General features: G+C 35.8%; 19 protein-coding genes. 6 read left to right on the forward strand and 13 right to left on the reverse strand.

Annotation, left to right across the window (positions count from 1 at the left end; all coding sequences use genetic code 11):
- Positions 1-168 precede the first annotated feature (168 nt).
- The 3 genes from JM83_RS16650 to JM83_RS16660 all read left to right on the forward strand — a co-directional run bounded on the left by JM83_RS16650 (position 169) and on the right by JM83_RS16660 (position 5,691).
- Complete coding sequence (locus tag JM83_RS16650) at positions 169-2,169, forward strand: cation:proton antiporter (protein ID WP_144963230.1); 2,001 nt, start codon at positions 169-171, stop codon at positions 2,167-2,169.
- A gap of 313 nt (positions 2,170-2,482) precedes the next feature.
- Complete coding sequence (locus tag JM83_RS16655; RefSeq protein ID WP_144963231.1) at positions 2,483-4,153, forward strand: ABC1 kinase family protein; 1,671 nt, start codon at positions 2,483-2,485, stop codon at positions 4,151-4,153.
- Between the two features lie 44 nt (positions 4,154-4,197).
- Positions 4,198-5,691, forward strand: coding sequence for a S10 family peptidase (locus JM83_RS16660; RefSeq protein ID WP_144963232.1), 1,494 nt, complete (start codon positions 4,198-4,200; stop codon positions 5,689-5,691).
- 689 nt (positions 5,692-6,380) lie between these two features.
- Here the strand turns inward: JM83_RS16660 and thrC are convergent.
- The 6 genes from thrC to JM83_RS16690 form a co-directional block, all read right to left on the reverse strand.
- Positions 6,381-7,676 carry a threonine synthase gene (gene thrC, locus JM83_RS16665; RefSeq protein ID WP_144963233.1) on the reverse strand — a complete coding sequence of 432 codons (1,296 nt, stop codon included), beginning with the start codon at positions 7,674-7,676 and terminating at the stop codon, positions 6,381-6,383.
- Between the two features lie 166 nt (positions 7,677-7,842).
- Entirely contained in the window at positions 7,843-8,766 is a 924-nt protein-coding gene (locus JM83_RS16670) for a homoserine kinase (protein ID WP_144963234.1), read from the reverse strand.
- 2 nt (positions 8,767-8,768) lie between these two features.
- Positions 8,769-11,216, reverse strand: coding sequence for a bifunctional aspartate kinase/homoserine dehydrogenase I (thrA, locus tag JM83_RS16675; protein WP_144963235.1), 2,448 nt, complete (start codon positions 11,214-11,216; stop codon positions 8,769-8,771).
- A 376-nt stretch (positions 11,217-11,592) separates the two neighbouring features.
- Positions 11,593-12,009 carry an ester cyclase gene (locus JM83_RS16680; protein ID WP_144963236.1) on the reverse strand — a complete coding sequence of 139 codons (417 nt, stop codon included), beginning with the start codon at positions 12,007-12,009 and terminating at the stop codon, positions 11,593-11,595.
- 225 nt (positions 12,010-12,234) lie between these two features.
- Positions 12,235-13,698, reverse strand: a complete 1,464-nt coding sequence (locus JM83_RS16685) for a magnesium chelatase (protein ID WP_144963237.1) — start codon at positions 13,696-13,698, stop codon at positions 12,235-12,237.
- Between the two features lie 62 nt (positions 13,699-13,760).
- Positions 13,761-14,891: a vWA domain-containing protein gene (locus JM83_RS16690; RefSeq protein WP_144963238.1), complete on the reverse strand. Its 1,131-nt coding sequence runs from the start codon at positions 14,889-14,891 to the stop codon at positions 13,761-13,763.
- A 203-nt stretch (positions 14,892-15,094) separates the two neighbouring features.
- Between JM83_RS16690 and JM83_RS16695 the strand changes: the two genes are divergently transcribed.
- Together JM83_RS16695 and JM83_RS16700 are read left to right on the forward strand one after the other, a co-directional pair.
- Positions 15,095-15,928 (forward strand): phosphatase PAP2 family protein, encoded by an 834-nt coding sequence (locus JM83_RS16695; protein WP_144963239.1) that lies wholly within the window; start codon positions 15,095-15,097, stop codon positions 15,926-15,928.
- 46 nt (positions 15,929-15,974) lie between these two features.
- On the forward strand, positions 15,975-17,054 hold the full coding sequence (locus tag JM83_RS16700) for an endonuclease/exonuclease/phosphatase family protein (protein WP_144963240.1): 1,080 nt from the start codon (positions 15,975-15,977) through the stop codon (positions 17,052-17,054).
- On the opposite strand, the gene JM83_RS16705 is transcribed toward JM83_RS16700, so the two are convergent.
- From JM83_RS16705 to JM83_RS16720, 5 genes are all read right to left on the reverse strand, one after another.
- Positions 17,051-17,455: a response regulator gene (locus JM83_RS16705; protein ID WP_144963241.1), complete on the reverse strand. Its 405-nt coding sequence runs from the start codon at positions 17,453-17,455 to the stop codon at positions 17,051-17,053. The two genes, JM83_RS16700 and JM83_RS16705, sit on opposite strands and share 4 nt — an antisense overlap.
- Positions 17,455-17,766 carry a histidine kinase dimerization/phospho-acceptor domain-containing protein gene (locus JM83_RS16710; protein ID WP_144963242.1) on the reverse strand — a complete coding sequence of 104 codons (312 nt, stop codon included), beginning with the start codon at positions 17,764-17,766 and terminating at the stop codon, positions 17,455-17,457. The genes JM83_RS16705 and JM83_RS16710 overlap by 1 nt, the downstream gene beginning before the upstream one ends.
- Positions 17,767-17,808: 42 nt before the next feature.
- Entirely contained in the window at positions 17,809-19,221 is a 1,413-nt protein-coding gene (locus JM83_RS16715) for a PAS domain S-box protein (protein WP_186435029.1), read from the reverse strand.
- A complete protein-coding gene (locus JM83_RS19220) occupies positions 19,211-19,561 on the reverse strand; it encodes a hypothetical protein (protein ID WP_186435030.1) in 351 nt (116 codons plus the stop codon). Before JM83_RS19220 ends, JM83_RS16715 begins: the two co-directional genes overlap by 11 nt.
- Positions 19,562-19,873: 312 nt before the next feature.
- Positions 19,874-21,208, reverse strand: a complete 1,335-nt coding sequence (locus tag JM83_RS16720; protein WP_144963244.1) for a capsule assembly Wzi family protein — start codon at positions 21,206-21,208, stop codon at positions 19,874-19,876.
- 84 nt (positions 21,209-21,292) lie between these two features.
- On the opposite strand from JM83_RS16720, the gene JM83_RS16725 reads away from it, so the two are divergent.
- Positions 21,293-22,036: a tyrosine-protein phosphatase gene (locus JM83_RS16725; RefSeq protein ID WP_144963245.1), complete on the forward strand. Its 744-nt coding sequence runs from the start codon at positions 21,293-21,295 to the stop codon at positions 22,034-22,036.
- Positions 22,037-22,040: 4 nt separating this feature from the next.
- Here JM83_RS16725 and JM83_RS16730 read toward each other — a convergent pair whose 3' ends face one another.
- The gene (locus tag JM83_RS16730; protein WP_144963246.1) at positions 22,041-24,440 is read right to left on the reverse strand and encodes a GumC family protein; all 2,400 of its coding nucleotides are present in this window, start codon (positions 24,438-24,440) and stop codon (positions 22,041-22,043) included.
- Between the two features lie 6 nt (positions 24,441-24,446).
- Positions 24,447-25,220, reverse strand: a complete 774-nt coding sequence (locus JM83_RS16735) for a polysaccharide biosynthesis/export family protein (protein ID WP_144963247.1) — start codon at positions 25,218-25,220, stop codon at positions 24,447-24,449.
- Positions 25,221-25,242 lie beyond the last annotated feature (22 nt).

Below are 25,242 nucleotides of genomic sequence, written 5' to 3' on the forward strand. Positions count from 1 at the left end.
ATACATTGATTCTGATTGAACAACCTCTTTTTCTTTCACGCTATTTTTAATGTCCTGCAACTTGCTTTCACAGGAATTCAAAAATTTCGAACACAAATGACAGTTATAATATTATTATTGAACTCCTATTTGTAAATTCGTTGCTATTAAAAACTCAATTTCGCAGCAATGGATATACCAATCCTTAAGGATATAGTAATAATTTTAGGGCTTTCTATTTTTATAATTCTTTTATTTCAGAAGATTAAAGTTCCATCATTATTAGGTTTTTTGCTAGCGGGAATTATTGCCGGGCCTTACGCCTTCAATTTAATAAGCTCTCAGCATGAAGTAGAGTTGCTTTCTGAAATTGGTATAATTTTCCTGTTATTTATTATTGGAATTGAACTCTCCTTGAAGGGCTTGGCTGCAATTAAAAAAACCATCATTATTGGTGGTGGAATTCAAGTTGGTGGTACTATTCTATTAACGGCATTTTTGGCAAACATTGTCGGGATACCATTAAATACAGCTGTTTTTATTGGTTTTCTTTTCTCCTTGAGCAGTACAGCAATAGTTTTAAAAACTTTACAAGAAAAAGGAGAAGTTACTTCCCCACATGGTAGAATTACGGTCGCAATATTGATCTTTCAGGATATTGTAGTGGTTCCCATGATGTTATTGACCCCGTTGCTAACGGGCCAAGATGAAAATATTTGGGGCACATTGGGTATTCTCGCTATAAAAATAATTGGAGTGCTCATTGTTATTTACCTCCTGGCCATTTATATTGTTCCACGGATTTTTGAAGTAGTTGTAAAATCCAAAAATCGCGAGTTGTTCATTTTAACCACGATTGTGTTTTGCTTTTCGGTGGCTTGGCTAACTTCTGCCATTGGGCTTTCATTGGCCTTAGGAGCATTTTTCGCTGGCTTGATTATTTCTGAATCAGATTACAGTCACCAGGCTACAGCGAATGTGTTACCGTTCCGGGAAATTTTTATCAGTTTCTTTTTTATCTCCGTTGGGTCGTTATTGGATCTTAACTTCTTCTTTAATAATTTAATAAATGTTCTACTCCTTGTAGCAGGCGTAATCTTATTAAAAATGCTGATTATATTGGTCACAGCAGTGACCTTGAGATATCCTGCCCGTACCATGTTTCTAACGATGTTCTCAATTTTCCAGGTGGGAGAATTCTCGTTGTTGTTATCTACGGTGGGATTGGAAAGTGGTTTATTACCATCGAACATTTATCAATACTTTTTAGCTATTTCCATAATTACCATGGCGCTCACGCCATTTATAATGAACTATGCTCCAAATATGACTTATTTCATGTTGAAAATTCCAATTCCTAAAAAAATTAGGCAGCGTTTACATAGTTATCATAATCTTCAACTGCAAGCACATTCCAATATTAAAGAGCTCAAAGACCATTTAATAATTATTGGTTATGGAATCAATGGAAAAAACATATCCAAAGTGGCTAAAAGCGCTAACATTCCCCATGTGATTGTAGATCTGGAACAAGATGCTTTTCAGCAGGCAAAAAAAAATAATGAAACTATTGTTTTTGGAGATGCTACCAATCCTGTTATACTAAAACATGTTCATGTGCAAGAAGCACGAGTGGTTGTTATTGCCATTTCCGATCCCGATGCGACAAAAAAGATCATCAATGAAGTTCGAAGTCTTTCCCAAACGGCATATATTATTGTTAGGACAAGATATGTGAAAGAAATTGCCGAAAACATTAGATTGGGTGCAGATGATGTAATTCCAGAGGAATTTGAGACCTCTATAGAAATTTTTAGTAGGGTTTTAAGGAAATACCTTATTCCACATGATGAAATTATGGAATTTATAAATAATGTGCGATCTTCAGATTATGAAATGTTAACAACATTAAAAGCTGGACCCCATACTCCCTCTTACCAGCATTTAAATATCCCTAATAAAGAAATAGTTACTTTAAGCGTGCAGCAAGGAGCAAATGCGGTGGTAGAAAAGACCATTATGGACTCCGGAATAAGCAAGAATTATGGAGTAACCGTATTGGCCATTAAAAGAAACAATCATTACATCACAGATATTACCCCAGATGCCGTTATAAAAAGGGGCGATCTACTCTATCTTTTTGGCGCACCTTCCAATATCAACAATCTCAATAAGGTACTTTCCGTGTAATTCCAATAATCAATAAAACCTTATTCCTTATTGTCCGTACATGTTCCAGTGGTTACTTTTGACCAGACAATTTTAGGTTGTTCGTCATGCAGTGACCATAGTGGGAATTATTTCTGTATCCCAGAAAGTGTAGAGGAGACCCTTAAACTTCCAAAACGCCGGGACAGGCTTACAACATGTTCAGGTAATTTACTTAATTAAAAACCTTCTTTATCGAATTAATGTTAACGTATGTTGAAGTTTTAATGAATGCTATTGCTGGTAACCTATTAAAAAGATATATTTAAACCTTCAACAAAACCCAACTAGGACTATGTCTATACTACCCGAAAACCTTCAGCGCTATCAAAAATTCATGGTATTTATGCTGAAATATTGGAACAGTGATCTCTTCACTAAAACCGCTTCCACAGCCTTAAATGATGACGATCAAGATGAAAATCTATCTGCAGTATATGATCAATCCCCCGAAGAACTAGTTGAAGACCTTAAGAACATGGGGCCTACTTATATTAAGTTAGGTCAACTTTTATCTACAAGGCCAGATCTTTTGCCAGATCCATATTTACAGGCCTTGGCCAGTCTACAAGATGATGTGCCGCCCATAGAATATAGTGTGGTTCAAGAAATTGTGGAAGAAGAGATTGGAACCAAGATTTCCAAAGCTTTTAGCTCTTTTGATGAAGGACCCTTGGCCAGCGCCTCTATTGGGCAGGTACACAAAGTCACCCTGCGTTCAGGAAAGCCGGTTGCCGTTAAAATTCGGCGGCCGGGAATTCGTAAACAATTCTTGGCAGATTTGGATACGTTGAAAGAAATGGCAGATTTTGCTGTTAAACATACAGAAGTTGCTAAAAAATATGCTTTTGACAATGTCCTGGCTGAATTAAGACATATCCTGTTACAGGAGCTCGATTATAACCGTGAGGCACAAAATCTAATAACCCTTGGAGCAAATCTGAAAGAGTTTAAAAGTCTAATTGTACCTCAACCTGTTTTAGATTATTCTTCCTCTAAGGTGCTCACAATGGACTTCATTCAGGGAAAAAAGATCACCTCGATCTCTCCCATGAAAAAGCTGGAAAACAACTTGGGCCCCTTGGTAGATGAGTTGGTGGAAGCATATTTAAAACAAATTATCACCGATGGGTTTGTTCATGCCGATCCACATCCGGGAAATATCCATATCACCAGTCAAAACCAGATTGCCTTAATAGATCTGGGGATGGTCGCGAAATTCACTCCCAATATTCAGGAAAAATTACTTCAGCTCCTCATTGCTTTAAGTCAAGAAGATGGAGAGGCAGCTGCAGATGTGCTTCTAAACATGAGTGAACTTACCGATCTATCTGATGTAAAAACTTTTCGTCGAGCCATTAATCAGATAATTATGGATAGCCATGTTAATACGGCTAAAGATATGGAGACAGGAAGGCTTTTAATTCAGATGAATCGAATCGCTGCAGATAATGGGATCTTGATTTGCGTGGAAGTAAATATTCTAGGGAAGATCTTTCTAAACATGGATCAGATCATTGCTGTTTTAGATCCTGAGTTCGATCTTAAGGAAGCTATCAAAAAGCACGTACACAAGATGATGCGTTCCAAGATGTACAAGGAATTAAAGCCTGAGAACTTATTTTCAGTAGCCTTGGAAACCAAAAAACTAGCAGAGAATCTTCCGGAACGATTAAATAAAATTTCTGAAAACCTTGCCAACAATGAATTCAAAGTAAAAGTAGATGCCATAGATGAGCAACGTTTTACCGATGGATTTCAGAAAGTAGCCAACAGAATTACCTTAGGTCTTATCATTGCGGCCATGATTGTGGGCGCGGCCATGTTAATGCGGGTACCTTCCGCTTTTATCATTTTTGGATATCCCGGACTTGCTATCATATTTTTTATGATCGCAGCACTTGGTGGACTATTCTTGAGCTATATTATTATTTTTAAAGATGAAGGCTTTAAATTCAAAAAATAATTACCTTGAAATCATCTAATTAGCTTCAACTTAAATCACAGTTTATGAAATTTATTACCCTATTAATTCTCTCCTTAATATCTCTTACCGCATTTTCTCAACAAGTTAAATTGCCAGTGGATACCATGGTTGTTTCCAAGCATTCGGCAACTATAAATGGAAAGAACATCAACTATACCGCTCAAACAGGAACGCAGCCTGTTTGGAACGAAAAAGGGATCCCTGTTGCGAGTTTGTTTTACACCTATTATAAACGAGATGACATTAAAAATACAGAAAACAGACCTTTGGTAATTTCCTTTAATGGAGGTCCAGGATCTGCATCTGTTTGGATGCATCTTGCTTATACAGGACCAAGAATTTTAAAAATAGATGATGAAGGTTTCCCGGTGCAGCCTTACGGGGTGAAGGAAAATCCATATTCAATTTTAGATGTTGCAGATATCGTGTATGTTAATCCTGTAAATACCGGTTATTCCAGATTGATAGATCCTGAAGAGAACAAAACAGATAGAAAAGATTTCTTTGGAGTTCAAGCTGATATAAAATATCTGGCAGAATGGTTGAATACCTTTGTAACCAGAAAAAATAGATGGTTATCTCCAAAATATCTAATTGGGGAAAGCTATGGAACTACAAGAGTTTCCGGGTTAGCCTTAGAGTTACAGAACAGTCATTGGATGTATTTAAATGGGGTGATTTTAGTTTCACCTACTGAAATTGGGATAGAGCGTGATGGACCTGTAGAGGTCGCTAACAGACTTCCGTATTTCGCTGCAGCTGCATGGTATCACAAAAAATTGCCTGCAGCGCTCCAAAATAAAGATCTGGATGAAGTGTTACCAGAAGTGGAAAATTATGCTATTAATACTTTGTTACCGGTATTGGTAAAAGGCGGATTTATCGAAGAACCAAAAAAGAAAGAAATTGCTGCTAAAATGTCCAGCTATTCAGGGATCCCGGAAAAGGTGTTTTTACAAAATAACCTTGCGGTTCCTTTTCGCTATTTTTGGAAGGAGCTCATGAGGGAAGATGGCGGATTTACAGTTGGCCGTTTGGATTCCAGATATCTGGGAATGGATAGCAAAGTTGCCGGCGATTCCCCGGATTATAACGCAGAATTAACTTCTTGGTTACACTCCTTTACTCCTGCAATTAATTACTACCTACAACAGGAATTGAATTTTAAAACAGATATAAAATACAACATGTTTGGCCCTGTGCACCCTTGGGATAGAAGTGGCGATAACAGTGGGGAGGATTTAAGACAAGCAATGGCACAAAATCCTAATTTAGATGTACTCATCCAATCCGGGTATTTTGATGGTGCTACCACCTATTTTAACGCGAAATATTCTATGTGGCAATTAGACCCTAGCGGAAAAATGCAAGACAGATTGAGCTTCAAAGGATATAGAAGCGGACATATGATGTATTTAAGAAGTGAAGATCTTAAAAATGCCAATAATGATATTAGGGACTTTATTTTAAATTCATTGCCGAAAGATGGGGAGCCTGCCAAGTATTTGGTTAAATAGGCTGAAGATGAGAGAGTGAGGAGTGAAGTGTTACCGGAATTAGAGATAAGCATTACCTTCTAAAGTTTTATTTATTTTGGATTATAGAGTATAAAATTCCTGGATCATGAGTCTGTCATTCCGACGGCAGGAGGAATCTCTTTTAGATAAAAGACCGCTTCACTCCTAGATAAAAGACTAGGGATTATTTCAGCATTTCTATTATTCAAAAGAAGACCCTGAAACGAGTTCAGGGTGACGATGTTCGATTATAGAATTCCCGTCATGCTGAACTTGTTTCAGCATCTCTGTTATTCGGGAAAAGACCCTGAAACGAGTTCAGGGTGACGATATCCTATAACCGTCATGAGTTTATCGATTGCTATCAGAATTGTTTCAGCATCCCTGCTAATCGGGAGAAGACCCTGAAACGAGTTACCATTGACGTATTTTGAATACTTTGTCATCCCGACGGCAGGAGGAATCTCTTTTAGATAAAAGACCGCTTCGCTCCTAGATAAAAGACTAGGGATTATTTCAGCATTTCTATTATTCAAAAGAAGACCCTGAAACGAGTTCAGGGTGACGATGTTCGATTATAGAATTCCCGTCATGCTGAACTTGTTTCAGCATCTCTGTTAATCGAAAAAGCCCGTTAAACTCCCGAAATTTCAGGATAGGATGACATTATGATTAGAAGCATTACTTGTTTAGCTTAAAAGAAATGATTTAAGTTCCTTGTAATCTTTTATAAGAATGGCCTTCTTTTCTTTATCCATAACAGCTTGGATAGAAGCAGGGATTTCTAGTTTCTCTCCTATAGCTTTTTCCACAGTTTCCAAAAATTTTACGGGATGGGCAGTTTCCAAAAATACACCCATATAATCGAGATTTGTGGCCAAGAACTTTTGAAGTCCCAAATATCCAACCGCACCATGCGGATCCAGTACATAATTGGCCTCTTTAAAAACCTTTCTCATAGTGTTTTCCGTTTCCAGATCTGTAAAACTATAAGAGGATAATTTTTCCTTAAGTCCTGTGAATGTTTGTTGAAATAATTCCTGCACTCTTATAAAATTACTTGGGTTCCCCACATCCATAGCATTGGAAATGGTCTGCACACTTGGTTTAGGCTCAAATTTTTCAGAAGCAAGATATCTGTCTACAACATTATTTGCATTGCTGGATGCCACAAAGTGATGGATAGAAAGCCCCATTTTAGCAGCCAACATTCCGGCACAAATATTCCCGAAGTTTCCACTAGGAACAGAAAATACCACTTTTTTATTATTTAGTTGTAATTGCTGAACTGCTATAAAATAATAAAACATTTGCGGTAACCATCTTGCAACATTTATGGAATTAGCAGAAGTAAGCTGCCTTTTATCTTGAATCTCAGCATCCAAAAAGGCTCTTTTCACCATATCCTGGCAATCATCAAAAGCACCATCAACTTCCAAAGCAACTATATTCTGCCCCAGGGTAGTAAGTTGTTTTTCCTGAATCTCACTCACCTTACCTTTTGGGTAAAGGATAACAACATCGATCCCTTCTACCCCTAAAAACCCATTTGCAACTGCTCCGCCGGTATCCCCTGAAGTTGCTACCAATACTGTAATTTTTCCTAAGTTGCCTTTTTTGATAAAATAACCTAAGCATCCCGCCATAAACCTGGCACCCACATCTTTGAAGGCCTTGGTTGGGCCATGAAAAAGCTCTAAAACCTGAATGTTTTTTTCAACAGGAATAACAGGAAAATCAAAATCGAGGGTGTGTTCTATAATGCCTAGTAATTCCTGTTCGGGAATCTCATCACCAATATAATCTTTAATTACAGTATGAGCTATTTCGCTTTTTGATAGTGAATGTAGTTCCTCAAAAAAAGATACAGGTAACCGGGCTATTTCTTCAGGAAAATATAAACCTTTATCTGGAGCCAATCCTTTTATTACTGCATTTTCAAATGTAGAGCGGTGATCCCTATTATTTAAACTAAAATATTTCATTTTTAATATTATTTATTTATTGTCCGGTTTTGTGCCAGTCTTACTTTAAACTTGTTTAATTCCGGTTATTCTTCATGCTGAACTTGTTTCAGCATCCCGTTAGTTTAAAGTAGACCCTGAAACAAGTTCAGGGTGACGAAAAATGGGTGTATTTATTAAAAACATCTTATTCGAGTATTCTTATTCCTGCTTCATTTATCGCTGAGTGATGCAAATCAAATTCGATTCCCTTATCCTGATAAAATAACTGCATTTCCTTCTTAACCTTTGCTGTTATAGCATCTCCTTTGCACATTGCAAAGATGGATGGACCGGAACCTGAGATCCCAAACCCTAAAGCCCCATTTTCCAATGCAATAGTTTTAAGTTTTTCAAAATAAGGAATAAGTATAGATCGCATTGGTTCTATGATCTTATCCTGAAGGCTTCTGCCTATCAATTCATAATCTTCCGTATACAAACCACTTACAAAGGCTGCTAGATTTCCCCATTGTCCAATTGCATCTTTCAATTGAACTTGCTGTTTTATTACCGCTCTGGAGTCTTTTGTCTTCAATTCTATTAACGGGTGCAAAATGACAAATCTTAATTCGGGGGGAGAGGGCAAAGACAGCACTTCTAATGGGTGGTAACTTTTAACCAAACTAAAGCCGCCCATTAAAGCGGGAGCCACATTATCTGCATGGGCGTTGCCGCTTGCAAGACGCTCTCCCTCCATTGCGAATACTATAAGTTCTTTAGAATTGAAAGGTTCTCCCAAAAGTTTGTTAACGGCAAATACTGCACCGGCCGAACTTGCTGCGCTACTTCCAATCCCACTTCCGGCTTTTATGTTTTTATCTATTTCAATATCGAAACCTTGGGTAGAACCCAAAGCTTCCAGGATCGCCATTATCGCCACTGTTGCCACATTGTTTGCTGCTTCTAATGGCAAATCCTGACCTGTAATCCTAAGTATTCTTAATTTATTGAGATTATTCTTTTTCAAGATCATCTGGTCTCCAATAGTATCCAAGCAACAGCCTAGAACATCAAATCCACAAGAAAGGTTTGCGACAGTAGCAGGAGCAAAAATTTTAATTTCTTCCATATCTATTTCTTACCTATTCTTATAATATCTGCAAAAATCCCGGAAGCTGTTACTTCTGCCCCGGCTCCGGCACCTTTCACTATAAGCGGTTGTTCGCTATATCTGTTGGTATAAAATAGCACGATATTATCGCTACCACTTAGATTAAAAAAGGGATGTTCTGGCCCCACTTCCTGTAAGCCTACCTTGGCATGGCCGTTATCCAGTTGTGCAACATATTTTAATTGTTTGTTGTTTTCTGAAGCATTTTTATACATTTCCTTGAACTGGGGTTCATCCTTTTTTAATACCTCAAAGAATTCTTCATTGGTAGTTGTTTTCAAACTAGCTTCAGTTAAAAAACTATCGTTTTCTATCTCGGTAAGTTCTAATTCCAAACCGCTTTCCCTCGCAAGGATCAATATTTTCCTGGAAACATCTATCCCGCTTAAGTCTATTTTTGGATCAGGCTCGGTATACCCTTCCTTCATAGCTGCTTCCACTGTTTTAAAAAATGGTTCTTCAGCATTATAGGTATTGAAAACAAAATTTAAACTTCCAGAAAGAACGGCCTGTATTTTATGTACACTATCACCAGATGCCATAAGGTTCTTCAACGTATCTATAATTGGCAAACCTGCCCCCACATTGGTTTCGTATAAAAAAGAAGCCCCATATTCCCTGGAGAGATCTTGCAGTTTTTGATAATTTACAAATTCATCTGCACAAGCGATCTTGTTGCAGGTGACTACAGATATAGAATTTGCCAAATATTGTTTATACCAGTCTGCGATCTCCGGGCTTGCTGTATTATCAACAAAGATGCTGTTGCGTAAATTGAGATCTTTAACCCTTTCGAAGAAATCTTCTTTAGATGCGGTTTGTCCCTTTTCGAGTTCGTTCTGCCAGTTATTTAAATCTATTCCGTCTTCAGCAAATAACATTTTTCTGGAATTGGAAATTCCAAGGATACGGATCTTAAGCCTCAGCTTTTCCAACAGATATCCTTCTTGTTGCTTCAATTGTTCTATTAATTTACCTCCTACATTTCCAACTCCGGTGATAAATAAATTTAGTTCTTTAGAAGGGACCTCAAAAAACTGTTCATGCAAGGTGTTTAAGGCCTTTTTAACGTCCTTCTTGGCTATTACAGCAGAGATATTCCTCTCTGACGATCCTTGTGCAATTGCCCTAATATTAATGTTGTTATTACCCAGCGCGCTAAACATTTTCCCACTTAACCCATGATGGCTTTTCATTCTATCTCCTACCAAGGCTATAATTGCGACATTATCTTCTACCTCTACCGGTTTGATCTTGAAGTTTTGAATCTCAACTTCAAACATCTCATTTATTGCATCCTTTGCTCGTATTGCCTCCTCATTTTTTACAGCTATACAAATACTATGTTCAGAAGAAGCTTGGGTAATTAGAACTACATTAATCTTCTCCTGAAAAAGAACTTCGAAAAGTCTTTTTGAAAATCCAGGAATACCAACCATTCCACTACCCTCAATGTTCAGGAGTTTTATTGAATCTATATGTGTTATTCCCGTTACCCATCTAAAATTCTTCTTACTGGATTTGGATATTATAGTACCACTTTCAGAAGGTTTGAAAGTATTCTTTATATGGATCTCTATTTGTTTATTTAATAAAGGCTGCAATGTGGGTGGATATAAAACCTTGGCCCCAAAATGAGATAATTCCATTGCCTCTTCATAAGAGATGTTTTTTAAAGGATATGCATGGGCTACGAGACTTGGGTTAGCAGTATACATTCCATTAACATCGGTGTATATTAACACTTTATCGGCATCCAATGCTCCTGCAAAAATAGCCGCGGTAAAATCGGACCCACCTCTTCCCAATGTACTTGGAACACCTTGTTCATTATTAGCCACAAACCCCGGTGCTACAAAAAGATCGGCTTTAGTATTATTAAAATAGTTCAGGATATTCGCATTTGTCTTTATATAATTAACCTGCACCTTTTCGTTCTCATTTTTGCAAACAATAAGATCTCTGGAATCAACGAATTTTACATTTATGTTTAAAGATTTAAAATACTCTGTAATTATAAGCGAAGACAATATTTCGCCATAACTGGCAATTACATGTTTGGTTTTATTGGATAGTTCATTTAATAAATAGACTCCTTCATATAATGTTTCTAAACCATTAAATTCTGTCTTTACCTTACTTAGAATAGCACTCTGATTTTTAATAGGGATAAGTTCCTTAATAGCATCTAAATGTCTTTTTTCGTTTTTTTGAAGGATTTCCTTATAATCTAAATTACCGGTAGCAGCAAGATCTGCCATTTGTAAAAAATCATTTGTTACTCCTCCAAATGCAGAGAAAACCACTAGGCTTGTACCTTCTTGTAGTTTCTTTTGAACGGTTTCTGAAACTAATTTTATTCTACTTGGAGAGGCTAATGAAGATCCTCCGAATTTCATTATATTCATGCTATTATTATTAAAATTGTAAAAAAATAAAATGGAAAATTTGGTGCGGAAGTTTTATATATAATACCCCATAGGGGTAATAGAAAACATATAAATAGCAGTATTGCCTGAAGTGCCAGGAATAATTGTTGAAATACTATTTGAAAGATTTTTATAAATCATTTTTTCTAAAAAACTGATTATAAAAGTATACATAAAAGTTCTTTTAGAGAGCTTTTATTTTATATAAAATAAATTTTAGGGTATTCGTTTTTAGTCGATTATAAAATTACGAATCTGATAATTTAAAAAGCTTAAATTATCAGATTCGTATAATGATCCCAAGACTTTTTAAATGTAGAAGTTAATCAATTAAATTTCCAATAGTAAAAACCTATTATTTTACGGGTTTTACACCAATTTGCTTTAAAATTCCAAGTTCATCTGTTGCTCCCCACCGTTCTAATAGTTTCCCCTCTTCGAATCGGCGAATTTGCATTCCTCGAACCTTGAATTTTTTTCCGGTTGGAGAGACGCCCATAAATTCACCCTTATGTGTTCCTGAAGCTGTGTATGCAAAACTCACATTATCGCCATCTGCCACCAAATGTTCCACCTTTGCCCCAAAATCCGGAAATGCAGATCTCATCATACTAAAAAAGTCTATAAACCCTTGTGCTCCAGGACCTTGAATATCTGCTGGATCATGATCTTTCACTTTTTCTGAAACAACCTCTCTTATCATTTCGAGATTACCTGTATTAACAGCTTCCCCAAATTTTTCCTGGGCTTTTATGTTTTGATCTTTACTCATATGCATTTCTAATTATTAATATTATTGTATGTATATCCGCTAATATGCCTAAATGGCATAATGGAACTAAAAATGTCACGTCGAGCGCAGTCGAGACGTCTTTGTTTAACCCTTCGACTCCGCTCAGGGAGAGAAAACCTATTTTTAGGTGTGTAAACGGATAAGCATATTAATAGTAAACACTTAATTAAAAAACTTACCTTCTACTTATAAAGTTAATAAAGGTCATAAACCACTTATATAGCTGCCGTATAGATCCTTAAACTGGATTCCTTTTGTGAATCGATACTTATTAAGTTTCTTATATTCTACCAGACCCCACAAAACAAATTCCTTTAAAAAATAAGAATCTTCTGTAGCAATATCTGATTGATATTTATTTATTAATTCATTTAGTGGTGGAATAGAATCTAATCGTTCTTTATAATCCTTTTCAGAAAGATCGTCCAGCAATTCGAATCCGCTTTCTGCGAAAAACCATTCTACCAAATCGTTGTATGGGTTATCCTCGGAAACTTTCTCAAGCTTTTCGATCTTGGGGAAATATAGAGGAAATAAAGATTTCACTGCATCAGAAATTAATTCTTGTGCAACCACAGCACTTCCCTCCTGCTCTCCCTCATAAACCAATTCTATTTTACCGGTAATTGCAGGAACAACACCTAAAAAGTCACTAAATCTTAGTAATGTTTTCTCTTCTCCGGTTATTAACGCTCGTCGTTCTGCTGCACTTAAAAGGTTTTCAAAGGCTGAAATACTCAATCTTGCACTAATGCCACTTCGGGAGTCTATAAATTCACTTTCCCGAGCCTCGAAGCTAATTTGCTCTAAAAGGTCTTTGGCCAATTCCGGCACATGTACTAAACCAACTTGGCGCTCATCTAATTTTGCTTCTTGCTGAGTGATTGTTTTGGCTACCTCTATAGTATGAGGGTAATGCGTTAAGATTTGAGAGCCAATCCTATCTTTTAAAGGAGTAACAATGCTACCTCTATTGGTGTAATCCTCTGGATTTGCCGTAAAAACAAATTGCATATCCAATGGCAACCTCAACTTGAATCCTCGAATTTGGATATCTCCTTCTTGTAAAATATTAAAAAGTGCGACCTGAATCCTGGCTTGTAGATCTGGTAATTCATTGATCACAAAAATACTTCGGTTGGCTCGCGGGATCATTCCAAAGTGGATCACGCGGTCATCGGCATAACTCAATTTTAAGTTTGCCGCTTTTATAGGGTCTACATCCCCAATAAGGTCTGCTACGGTAACATCTGGAGTTGCCAGTTTTTCAAAAAATCGCTCCTCCCTTGCAACCCAACTTATTGGAGTCTTATCTCCTTTTTCTTTGATTAATTCTTTGGCATATCTGGATATTGGATTAAAAGGATCATCATTAATTTCAGATCCTTCAACAATAGGTATCCATTCATCCAAAAGATTTACCATAAGTCTGGCCAAACGTGTTTTTGCCTGTCCTCTTAAACCAAGGAAATTAATATTGTGCTTAGAAAGTATCGCTCTTTCCAATTCCGGGATCACTGTATGTTCATACCCATGGATTCCCTCGAAAGAGCTTTTTCCATTTTTTATGTTTGCCAATAAATTCTGACGTAATTCTTCCTTAATGCCTTTGGTTTTGTATCCTGATTTCTTCAGTTCGCCAAAAGTTTTTATATTTTCTATTTTCATATTTCTCATTATTTAGTTCCGAGAACTTCCTAGAAACCAATGTTTTTTTATTGATAATTATATTAGCCCCTTATTTTTTTCTTTCTGTTGTTTTCATAATCTTCAAATATCATTTCTCCTAGACCTTTGAGTCCGGTGAAAAATGCTTTTCCATGATTGGCTTGGGTAAACTCCCTTACAAACCTTTCCAAATAAGGATCTTGGGCTATCATAAAAGTAGTGATTGGAATATGTAATTTTCTAGCCTGAGCGGCAGCATTATAGCACTTTTCAACTATATAGGGATCAAGCCCCACACTATTTTTATAATAAGTGCCATCGCGTTCCCGTACGCAGCTCGGCTTCCCATCGGTGATCATAAATATTTGCTTGTTCGTGTTTCTTTTACGCCTTAAAAGATCCATTGCCAATTGCAAGCCTGCCACAGTATTGGTATGATACGGTCCCACATTTAAATAAGGTAGTTCTCCAATGGAAATCGCCCAAGCGTCATTCCCGAAAACCAATATATCCAGAGTGTCTTTAGGGTACCGAGTGGTAATAAGTTCTGCCAAAGCCATGGCTACTTTTTTGGCGGGAGTAATCCTATCTTCTCCGTATAGAATCATACTATGACTTATATCTATCATGAGAACCGTACTCATTTGCGATTTATGGTGCGTTTCCTCAACCACCAAGTCATCTTCCGTCATTTTAAATTCCCCGGCACCATGGTTGATCTGGGCATTTTTTAAACTTTCTGTCATAGATATCCTATCCAAGGAATCGCCATAATGGAATTCCTTGAATTCGCCTGTATGCTCATCCCCCAAACCTTGATATTTCGTAGAATGATTCCCGGATCCACTTCGCTTGATTTTTCCGAAGATTTGATTTAAAGCTTGCTGCCTAATGGCTCTTTCGGTCTTGGCTGTAATTCCCATTCCTCCTTTACCATCTGGTTTTATCTCTTCACGGATATAGCCCTTTTTCTTAAGATCTTCGATAAAGTCGTCAATTGTATATTCACTGGTGGTAAGTTTATATTCTTCGTCCAATTTTCTAAGCCAATCTATTGCCTCATCAAAATCTCCAGAAGTGTGTGTGATCAATTCTTTAAAGATTTCGAACAGCTTATCGAAAGGACTAATATTTTTCTCTTCGAATTTCTTAAAAATGAAACCGCTACGAATGTTTTCAACCTTCTTTTTCATATTTTAAAGTTAACGAATTTTAAGCGTACGATGAAGTTATACCGATGTGAACAGGAACTAAACTTTTGTTAATTCAAATTGGATTTTATAGTCTTCCCTCTCGGGGTAGTCGATAAGATTAAATTGAAATTGAATTTTTGATGTTATACTTTTCTTAAACCTTTTCCCCTTTTGTTAAAGAAATATGAGATTTGAAAAAAAAAATGAAAATGATAAAAAATGCGTTTCTACTTATAGTTGTTTGTTTTCTTACTTTTTCTGGTTTCTCACAAGAGAAAAAAGATTCACCATATGAGACCAATTTTGTAAAGGATGGAATTTGGATCGCCTCTACAGTTGGTCTAAACGTCTTAGGAGTGAAAATAATTCAAGAAAAAGATAACCTCAGTTTAACAGATTTAAACAAACTCTCCAAAGACGATATTTGGGGAATAGATCGTTGGGCTGCAGGATATTATTCTGAACAAGCGAATGAAGATAGTTACATTCCATTTTATGCCTCTTTTGTGATGCCCTTTGCCCTTTTATTAAATGAAAATGAACGTGGAAATGCAGGACAAATTTCTGTTCTTTTTGTGGAAACAATGGCCACCACAGGAGCATTATTCACAATTACTGCGGGACTAGTTGAAAAAAGTAGGCCCTTGGTTTACAATGAATCTTTAGAGACAGAAAAAAGAATTGACAGCGATGAGCAGCGCTCTTTTTTTGCAGGGCATACCGCTGCAACCGCTGCTGCTTCTTTTTTCGCGGCCAAGGTGTTCAATGATTTTAACCCAGATTCGCCGCTTAAACCTTTTGTTTGGGGTGTGGGAGCGGCTGTTCCCGCCTTAGTTGGATACATGCGCATAAAGGCCGGAAAACATTTTCTTACAGATAATTTAATTGGGTATGGTGTGGGCGCAGCAGCTGGAATTTTAATTCCAGAATTGCATAAGAAAGGGAACAAAAACCTTCAAATTTATCCAACCGCCAGTTTTAACCAGGGGGAATATAAGTTCGCCTCACAAGGATTAGCTTTAAATTTTCAGTTTTAAAAGAAAGCTTAAATTGCCAACTAATTAAAAGAAGCTCTACTTATTTATGGAAGTGCATGAAATTATGGTTTTTGTATTGGGAATTGTTTTGTTCATCCCAACCTTGGCTTCTATTACCAGATTTGATCAATGGTGGGTTCGAGGTTTTGACTTCCCTAGGATACAGATCAGCTTTTTGTTAATAGGAGAAATTATAGCATTTATCTTGATTTTTAGTTTTGATAGCTTTTGGGAAATAGCATTGCTAATCCTTTTAATATTCAGTTTGTTTTATCAACTGGTGAGAATATACCCGTACACTCCATTTGCAAAAAAGAAGGTGGAATCTTTTAATGGCAACGATTCCAAAAACCATATTTCCCTCTTGGTAAGCAATGTGCTTACCACCAACACCAGCTATGATAAATTGATAAATCTGGTTGAATCCAGAAATCCAGATATTTTGCTCACTTTAGAAACCGATAAAAAATGGGAATCTGAGCTAGAAGTTCTTGAAGATGATTATAAATATTCCAAAAAGATCCCGATGGATAATTTATACGGAATGCATTTGTATTCTAAACTGGAATTGAAAAACATAAAGGTTAAATATATTATTGATGATGAAATCCCTTCTATCCATGGGCATGTGATTTTACCAAATGGACATCCAGTAAAAATTCATTGCCTACATCCCAAACCTCCCAGCCCTACGGAAGACCTCACTTCTACAAATCGTGATGCTGAACTATTATTTGTAGGCCGGGATGTGAAAAAGGATCAAGAAACAGTATTGGTACTAGGAGATTTAAATGATGTTGCTTGGTCTCGAACCACAAAATTATTCCAGAAAATAAGTGGATTGATGGATCCACGAATGGGAAGGGGATTTTACAACACATTCCACACAGGTTATTTCTTTTTAAGATGGCCGCTAGATCATGTTTTTCATACTTCAGATTTTACCCTGGTTGAACTTGCACGATTACGAAATATTGGCTCAGATCATTTCCCGATGTATATTAAATTGAACTACGAACCAAGGGCTGAATATTTTCAGGATAAGCCAGAAGAAGCAGATAGTGAAGAAAAAGACTGGGCCGAAGAGAAAATAAATAATGGCAACCCTACCGAAATGGATGTCTAATTTGGATGCTCAAAAAAGCGTTTTAGAATTGGCAGCTCTTTGATTTGCTCGCAATTTTTGGCAGTTATGGGCTTTTCAATAAAATTGATGATCTTAGCGTAGTTTTTTGCCTTTTCTTTATCATTATAATCTATGGAAGAAGTAACCATAAAAACATAAATATTCTCCTTTACCGCCATTTCTTCGATCGCTTCAAGAAATTGCCAACCATTCATCATGGGCATATTAATATCCAACAACAACAAATAATGATTTTCATGGGAGGCAGAATTCAAATATTCCAAAGCGTCGGAAGCTCGTTTAAATTTTAAGGGATCCTTGGCAACATTGCAGTTTTGGAGCAGTTTTCCCTGAACCAATGTTACAATATCATCATCATCTATTATCAATACTTTTAGCATTAGCGAGGGTTTAAAGTAACATCTTCTATTTTATTTGTGATATTTCGGATAATTCCATCCAATTCTTTGGCAGAGGTATCAATATGTTCCAGCAATTGAGATTGTTCATCGATATTGGGATAGAGTTGAATAAGCTCCACCAAGCCCATAATTCTTGCCAAAGGAGTACGAACCACATGGGAATGGGTCCAAGCAATATCTTTTAATCTGTCATTATGGTCTTCTATAGTCTTAATATAATTTTGGATCTCGGTAATATCCTGCATGGCTCCAATAATTCTAACAGTGTCTCCTTCATCATCTTTTAGCAAGTAACTTCTATCTAAAATATGTTTATAATTACCATCTGCACATTAAAACCTATATTCAATTTGAATGTGACCAGATTTCAATTTTTTGATTTTTTTAGAACATTTATTAACGTGCTCTTTATCCTCTGGATGCAATTTATCGTTCCACCAACGACCATTATTCTCAATTTCATTCTTGGAATAGCCAAAAACGCTTTTTATTCCTTTATTATAGTACATTTTATCGTTTCCAACATCATAATCTGTTATAGTGTCACTTGTAGCTTTGGCAACAATATCATAGCGTTTTAGGCTACGTACCAATTTCTTTTCTTGTTTAATAAATTCTGTTATGTCCCTGGAATTGGCAACCAGACCGCGCACAGAAGGATCATCGTTTAGATTGGTTACAATAGTCTCAATATAACGCCATTTATCATTAGAAGTTTTAATTCTATAGGAAGGAATTTGTATTCGTTTATTCTTCTTTAGTTTTAGTATGTGCTCTTTTACACTCTCTAAATCATTTTCGTGTATGTAATGAAAAAAATTATTTTGGATCATTTCCAGATCGGAAATACCGGTCATTTGTAGAGAGGAAGGGCTTACGTAAGATAATTTACCTTTAAAATCCATAATTATCATTAAATCTGAAGCATCCTGCACGAGCGACCTAAAGCGTTTTTCGCTACATTTTAAAGCCTGCTCGGCAACCAATTGACCTGTAATATCTTTGGCTTGGGTAACACGTGCTTTTCTCCCATCAAAATCTATTGGGTTGCTTCTAATTTCCACATGGATGAGTTCCCCATTCTTTTTAAGATGTTTGACTTTTGCCCCAAATTTATCGTGATAGTTTTTTTGCCAAGCAGTTTCAATTTCTTCTTGTATATCCTTGGTCCAAAGATCCCGAACATTCATTGCTAAAAATTCCTTTTTTGAGTATCCATACAATGCAACGGCAGCCTCGTTCACATTTAAAAATTCCAAGGTATGTTTGTCCAATACCCACATAGGCAATGGGCTAAAATCAAATAAGGCCTTATATTTTCTTTCAGATTCATTTAATTTAAGATCAATGTTTTTACGCTCTATACTATAAAAAATACTTTTTGCCAGTTGAGAAGAAGTTAAATCTTCCTTTAACAGATAATCTGAAATTCCTAGAGAGAATGTTTTTGCACCAAATTCTTTACTAGCATCATCTATGAGAACAATTATGGGGGTGTTGGGAGCTAAAGCTACCAATTTTTTAACCACAATTTCATTAGCTTCTGCATCTTGTAAGGAGAGGTCTAAAAGGATTATTTTAAAATTATGTTTTGTGTTTAACTCTAAAGTAGCCTCTTTTAAAGTTGATGCCCTCGTGGGTTTAATTTCAACATGTTCTGCGCTTAAATATCCTTCAATAAGAATATAATCCCCAATATTTTCTACGACGATCAATATGTCCAAAACTCCTGTGCTATAAGCCATAGATAACGTATTTATTAAAAGGGAGTTGAACCGATGTAAGCCATAAATTTTCTTTAGATGCCATACCTCTAGAAAAATCCTCTGCATCCATAGGTTTAGGGATAAAACAATTCTTACTATTTTCATAACATTTATCAATATCCTTTCCAGCAGGGGAAGTGCTTAGTATAATCATTGGTATATGCCCAGTGGATTTAGACCGTTTAATGCTTTTTAAAACTTGGTAGCCCTCTTTGACCATCTGCACATCTTTTGCAAGTTTTCCTTCAGCGGATGCTGCTTTGGTTAAAAATATATCATATTCATTATATTCAACCAGGAAATTAAGTATAGGGGTCATAGGGTTGTTTTTGTTGGGGTGTCTCAAATATACTAAATTTGCTTTTTAATTGTTAAATGAACTTCCCTCATTTAACAATTAAAATCACCCAAATTTTACCTCCATGATTTTCGATTATTCTTGCATATAACCAATTCTATTTCGGTGTTCGAAAATTGATCGTTGCAATATAATCGTTGGAAAGCCACAACGATCTTTTCAAAAAATTGAACCCTATAAAAGTAGTCATGACAAAGGGCCTTCAATTATAAATGAAAGAAGAGGTTAAGATATAAATCGAAAACAAGGTGGAATGAACCCCTCAATGAGGGATTATAAGAATTTTTTGCTTATTTGTACTCCAGCTCCAAAATTTGGAGCAGCTATGGAATTAAGGTCTGCACCTAATTGAAGGTTGACATCAAACGTGTCCTGCCACACTTTCAAATCCAAGTAGGTCGATAAAATTGTATTTTTTTTAAAATTTGCACCTTTTGCCCCATAGTTATTTCTATAACTAGTCAGAAATTTATAAGGCAACTCTCCTACCACTCCGGAAATTCCAATATGATGAACAATAATTTTATTGTTACTGATCCTGAATCTATTATCGTCTAGTGTAATAAATGGCACCCCTAGAATTCTGCTTTCATAGGTCCAACCAGATCTATATAAATTATTATTGAAATAATTATCATTTCCATCTGAGGTTATATCCTCGTCACTTTGATCCCTGGTATAATAAAATTCATACATCAATGAATTAACAAGATTCCCTGAATTTGGGCTTTTAATAAAAACACCATAGCGTCCATCAGGAGTATTTCTCAAAACCCTACCGGATCCATCTTCGAACAGGTGATTGTATAAAATTTCCACTTTGTAGTCATTTACCAAAGTATTAATGTAAACCTCGTAGCTCCCTAGGTGATTTCCTAGGGCATTTGCTTCCTGGCCTCCCACATTGTTATTCCCTTCTTTTGCGATAAAGACGTTTATATAATCCCCAAAATTCTCTGGCAATTTCCCGAAACCTGGTGCATCCCCTCCCCATTGAACAAAATGCTGAAGTCCTGCCTTTATTTCAAAATTCTTTATTTTATTAAAAATCACATGGAAACTTTTATGATGAATCTTAGTGTTTTCAACATATCTCTCATCATCGGTTATAAACTCCTCCCAAGTAGCATCAATACTTAAACCTGCCTTTTTACTTATAGAAATAGGGTTTTTTAGGTACAAACTAATTCCAAATAAGGGTCGGGCATTTAACGACCAAAGAATATTCTGATTGCTTGCGCTAAGCCCATCGTATAACAATTCTTTTTGTTTTCTTCCTACATATGCTTTTAACCAATAATTCTCTAGCATTATATAAGATTCATCCAATTGCAGTTTTTCGGAATACCCATCATGAAAAAGGCCTCCTGCTCCTAATTCTAACCTAGCATGTCGTGAAAACTGGTAGGTAGCCTTACCGCTAAAAAAAGCTGAAACATTACTTGATTCATCTATTCTCCCCCGTTGATTGCTATGAATCCAAAAAGGAGATTCTTCTTGAGAATATGCAAGCCCCGTTAAAGAACCGAAACCTTCATATTTTATTTGTTGAGCCTGAAGTACATGAAAATAGCTTAAAATAAGCAGAAAGGTCAAAAAGAGCTTCATATAAAATTTAAATAAGGGTAAAGATGTTCAGCATCCTATTTTAGCGATAAAAATATGTAATTTTATGCGAACTAATTGAACTTTATGATTTCCTTTTTTAGAAAAAAAGAATTTTTAATAGACCATTTACAAGGAATTACCGATATACATAACCATATTTTACCCGGTATTGATGATGGAGCTCAAAATGCAGAAGATTCTATATCTCTTTTAGAGGGGTTTGAGGAAATAGGGATCACTAAGTTTATTGCGACACCGCATATAATGAACGATTATTATCCCAACACTCCAGAAACGATAAATACCGCACTAGGTCTTTTAAAGAAAGGAATTAGTGAAAATGAAAAATTAAAAAGCACTGAAATTCGGTATGCTGCAGAATATATGATGGATCAAAGTTTCTTGGATCTAATGAAAACCGAGAAACTCCTATGTCTCAGGGAAAATATGGTTCTAGTGGAAATGTCCTATTTTCAACCCCCAATAAACCTAAACGAGATTTTGTTTAAACTTCAGACCAGTGGCTATAAACCTGTTTTAGCACATCCTGAGAGATATGCCTTTTATCATGCCAAGGACCTATCTAAATATGAGGAATTAAAAAACAGGGGCTGCTTATTCCAGTTAAATACTTTGTCCCTCACTCCGCATTACGGAAACAATATGCAAAAATTCGCATATAAACTTCTAGAGGATGGAATGATAGATTTTATTGGTAGCGATACGCATAGAGTCCAACATATTGAAAAGCTAAAGACTATTAATTTAGAGAAAAAACACCTCCACCTAGTAAAGGAAGTAATTACTAAAACCAGAGAACAGTTTTAAACTATTATTTTTTCAATACTTTTTTCTTGATCCTTTTCCATCTCGTCTCTTCATTTGCACCATAGCCGTAGCCATAACCATAATTATAGCTATATTTTGATCCATATGAAAATTTAGAATAATCCACATCATTAAGAATTACGGCTAATCCTTTAAGCTTACCTTGCTGTTTTAATTCTTTTGGAAATTCCAATAGTTTCTTTTCAGTATAACCAGCCCTAGTAATATATAAAATTGTGTCTGCCAATGGACTTATCAATAAGGTATCTGTCACAATCATTGTGGGTGCAGTGTCTACAATTACAAAATCATAAATTTTAGACAAATCATCAAGCAAAAGTTCCATACGTTCGCTCATAAATAGCTCTGCAGGGTTTGGAGGAATAGACCCGGATAGGATTAAATCAACCTTAACATGCTTATCCATGGATTCATTTATGATATCTGTTGTAATTATATCATAATTATAAAGATAATCAGATAGACCTTTGGTTTCCATTGGTAAATCAATATACCTATGTAATTTAGGGTTTCTAATATCGGCACCAATAATGATCACCTTTTTATTGGTTGTAGCCAACGTTCTTGATAAGTTATAAGAGATGAAAGTTTTACCCTCTCCCTTTATAGTGGAGGTGACAAAAATTATTTCGCCATTATTATTTGGTTTTGGTTTTAACAAATAAGCCAAATTGGTTCTCAAAATCCTGAAAGATTCTGCTAAGGGAGATCTGTCATTTAATTGAATGACTTCATCTTGATTTTCGGCAATTTTAGGCACTTCACCCAGAAATGGAATATTTTTAATTAATAGCTCAAGATCCCCCTTATGATGCACCTTGGTATCCAGCATGAATTTGATGAAAAGAACAATAATTGGTAAGATTAGTCCAACTAAAAAACCTCCAACTAATATTAACCAAGGAGCTGGATCTACCGGCTTAGCATCTGTATACGCCGGGTCTATAACCTTGGCCACGGGAGAGGTAACCGCAAAGGCTATGGCGGCCTCTTCACGACGTTGCAAAAGAAACAAATATAATTGTTCCTTAATTTGTTGTTGGCGTTCTATGCCCCGCATCCCCTTTTCCATTCCGGGAAAAGAGCTAAATTTATTATCAGAAGTTGTTCCTAATTGCTCTAATTCCTGCTTCTGAATTTTCAAAGAATTTTCACTATTTTTTAAATTTTCGAAGAGGCTGTTTTTTAAATCGTCAATTTGATCTGTCAAATTTTTGACAGCTGGATGCTCAGTAGTTGATGACACTAGAAGTTTATTCCGTTCTAAAATCAAAGAATTATAAGCAGAAATCAAACTTGAGATACCACCATCCTGAATTCCTAAATTCACAGGCAACAATTCATAATTGCCTTTTGCTCTAAGTATGTCTGCTATAGAATTAACCAATAATAATTGAGTTTCAATAGTAAATATTTCCTTTTCTGCCTGGGAAGATTTAGCCATATATTGCTGTGCTCCAGAATATACATCCATGATCTGATTGTTTCGTTTAAAGCTGGCCATCCCTCCTTCTACAGAATCCAACTCAGTCGTGATTAATTCTAATCTATTTTGAATAAATTCAGTAGTGTTTTTTGCAACTTGACTCTTATCAGTAACCCCGTCTTGATTGAACTGAAACATCAAATTATTTAAAAAATCCCTGGATCTTGCGCTCTCATTTTGAATTAAGGATAAAGACAATATATCCAAGGCCTTTCCCTTTGGTCCAATAATTAAATTTTGAATGTAATTTTCAGCTACATCTACAACTGGTCTAATCCTAATGTGAGTAGTTTTAACATTCCTAAACTTAGTACCCATATAAGATTTCCGGGGTAGGATTGAAAATTTTAAATTTTTATAGGTAATTATTTCCCCAAATATATGCTGTTCTAAAAAACTATCTGTACCATTAAATATTTTAAACTTAGTGTCGGATATTGGTGTTATGAACAAATCCTCCTTTTGAGTATTTACAATAGAATCTTGTGTAATAAAATTGATAACAATTGCGCTGGATTCATATGCCTCCGTTGTAATAACATTACCTTCAACAAAATATGAAATATTATGATCTAATTCATCTACAACTTTTTCCACCAATCTTTTGGATTTAAGTGTAACAATTTGATTGTCCAAAGTATTTTGACCGATAGTTAAAATTGAGCTACCACCTGATGGAAGTGCATTAGCAATATTATTTTCGCTATCTTTTATAATCATCATGGATGATTCTGAACGATATTTAGGAATTGTATATCTATTAAACAGAAAAGCTATTACACCCCCTAGTAGAAGACCAAAAACCAACCATTTCCAATATCCTAAATACTTATATAGTTCTCCTTTTAAATCAAAATTAGATTCTTTTTCTTCAGTAAAATCTTGTAATTCTTCCATTTATTATTATCTGGTAATGAGAACAATTATTCCAAAAATCGTAGTGGCAAGAGAAATTAAACCCGTATAACTCGTAATAAATCCAGCTGATTTAACCTTGCGATATGTTGGTTCTACATATACTATGTCATTTTGTCTTAAATAGTAATAAGGGCTTTTAAAAACATCTGCTTTTGTCATATCTATCCTTCCAATAGATTTAACTCCGTCAACTTCGCGTATAATTAAAATATTATTTCTTATTCCGTCATAAGTTATACCACCTACACTGCCAAATAATTCGGGCACACTCATTCTCTCATTTTCTACATCAACTATAGTCTGAGATCCTGCCTCGCCCAAGACAATAACTCTAAAATTTAATAGTCTTACAGCTACTACAGCATCTTTTACATACGCATGTATCCTGTCAGTTAAAAAAGTTTCCAGCTCACTTCTGCTTTTTCCGGCAACTTTGATTTTTCCCAAAACGGGAAATTGAATATTGCCATCTATATCAACTAAATATCCCATTAAAGATGAGTTTTGCCGCCCACCACCACCTCCTCCACTTCCTGAAGACTGACCTCCAGTTTGCATTTGAAAGGGTTGAACAACTTCTGGATTTAAGGAAGTTACTTTTATGTGAATGATATCATTAATCTCAAAAACTGGTTCAAATTCTGCGGCACCCTTCATGTTTTCGAGTTGTTCAGCTCCCTGAAAATAAACAATTTCGTTTCGAGTGGAACAGCTTGCAAGGGCAAACAGGGATAATAAAACTATAAACTTATTTTTCATGAAAATTGGGTCAGGATGCAAA

The organism is Gillisia sp. Hel_I_86 (assembly GCF_007827275.1).
Classification (GTDB): Bacteria; Bacteroidota; Bacteroidia; order Flavobacteriales; family Flavobacteriaceae; genus Gillisia.

Bases quoted from the DNA above. Each gene is read 5' to 3' on its own strand.
- JM83_RS16725 (WP_144963245.1), top strand. From the start codon at position 21,293: ATGATTTCCTTTTTTAGAAAAAAAGAATTTTTAATAGACCATTTACAA.
- JM83_RS16685 (WP_144963237.1), bottom strand. From the start codon at position 13,698: ATGAAAATAGAAAATATAAAAACTTTTGGCGAACTGAAGAAATCAGGA.
- JM83_RS16705 (WP_144963241.1), bottom strand. From the start codon at position 17,455: ATGCTAAAAGTATTGATAATAGATGATGATGATATTGTAACATTGGTT.
- JM83_RS16720 (WP_144963244.1), bottom strand. From the start codon at position 21,208: ATGAAGCTCTTTTTGACCTTTCTGCTTATTTTAAGCTATTTTCATGTA.
- JM83_RS16700 (WP_144963240.1), top strand. From the start codon at position 15,975: ATGGAAGTGCATGAAATTATGGTTTTTGTATTGGGAATTGTTTTGTTC.
- JM83_RS16735 (WP_144963247.1), bottom strand. From the start codon at position 25,220: ATGAAAAATAAGTTTATAGTTTTATTATCCCTGTTTGCCCTTGCAAGC.
- JM83_RS16690 (WP_144963238.1), bottom strand. From the start codon at position 14,891: ATGAAAAAGAAGGTTGAAAACATTCGTAGCGGTTTCATTTTTAAGAAA.
- JM83_RS16670 (WP_144963234.1), bottom strand. From the start codon at position 8,766: ATGGAAGAAATTAAAATTTTTGCTCCTGCTACTGTCGCAAACCTTTCT.
- JM83_RS16650 (WP_144963230.1), top strand. From the start codon at position 169: ATGGATATACCAATCCTTAAGGATATAGTAATAATTTTAGGGCTTTCT.
- JM83_RS16715 (WP_186435029.1), bottom strand. From the start codon at position 19,221: ATGGCTTATAGCACAGGAGTTTTGGACATATTGATCGTCGTAGAAAAT.
- thrC (WP_144963233.1), bottom strand. From the start codon at position 7,676: ATGAAATATTTTAGTTTAAATAATAGGGATCACCGCTCTACATTTGAA.
- JM83_RS19220 (WP_186435030.1), bottom strand. From the start codon at position 19,561: ATGACCCCTATACTTAATTTCCTGGTTGAATATAATGAATATGATATA.
- JM83_RS16660 (WP_144963232.1), top strand. From the start codon at position 4,198: ATGAAATTTATTACCCTATTAATTCTCTCCTTAATATCTCTTACCGCA.
- JM83_RS16655 (WP_144963231.1), top strand. From the start codon at position 2,483: ATGTCTATACTACCCGAAAACCTTCAGCGCTATCAAAAATTCATGGTA.
- JM83_RS16680 (WP_144963236.1), bottom strand. From the start codon at position 12,009: ATGAGTAAAGATCAAAACATAAAAGCCCAGGAAAAATTTGGGGAAGCT.
- thrA (WP_144963235.1), bottom strand. From the start codon at position 11,216: ATGAATATAATGAAATTCGGAGGATCTTCATTAGCCTCTCCAAGTAGA.
- JM83_RS16695 (WP_144963239.1), top strand. From the start codon at position 15,095: ATGAAAATGATAAAAAATGCGTTTCTACTTATAGTTGTTTGTTTTCTT.
- JM83_RS16730 (WP_144963246.1), bottom strand. From the start codon at position 24,440: ATGGAAGAATTACAAGATTTTACTGAAGAAAAAGAATCTAATTTTGAT.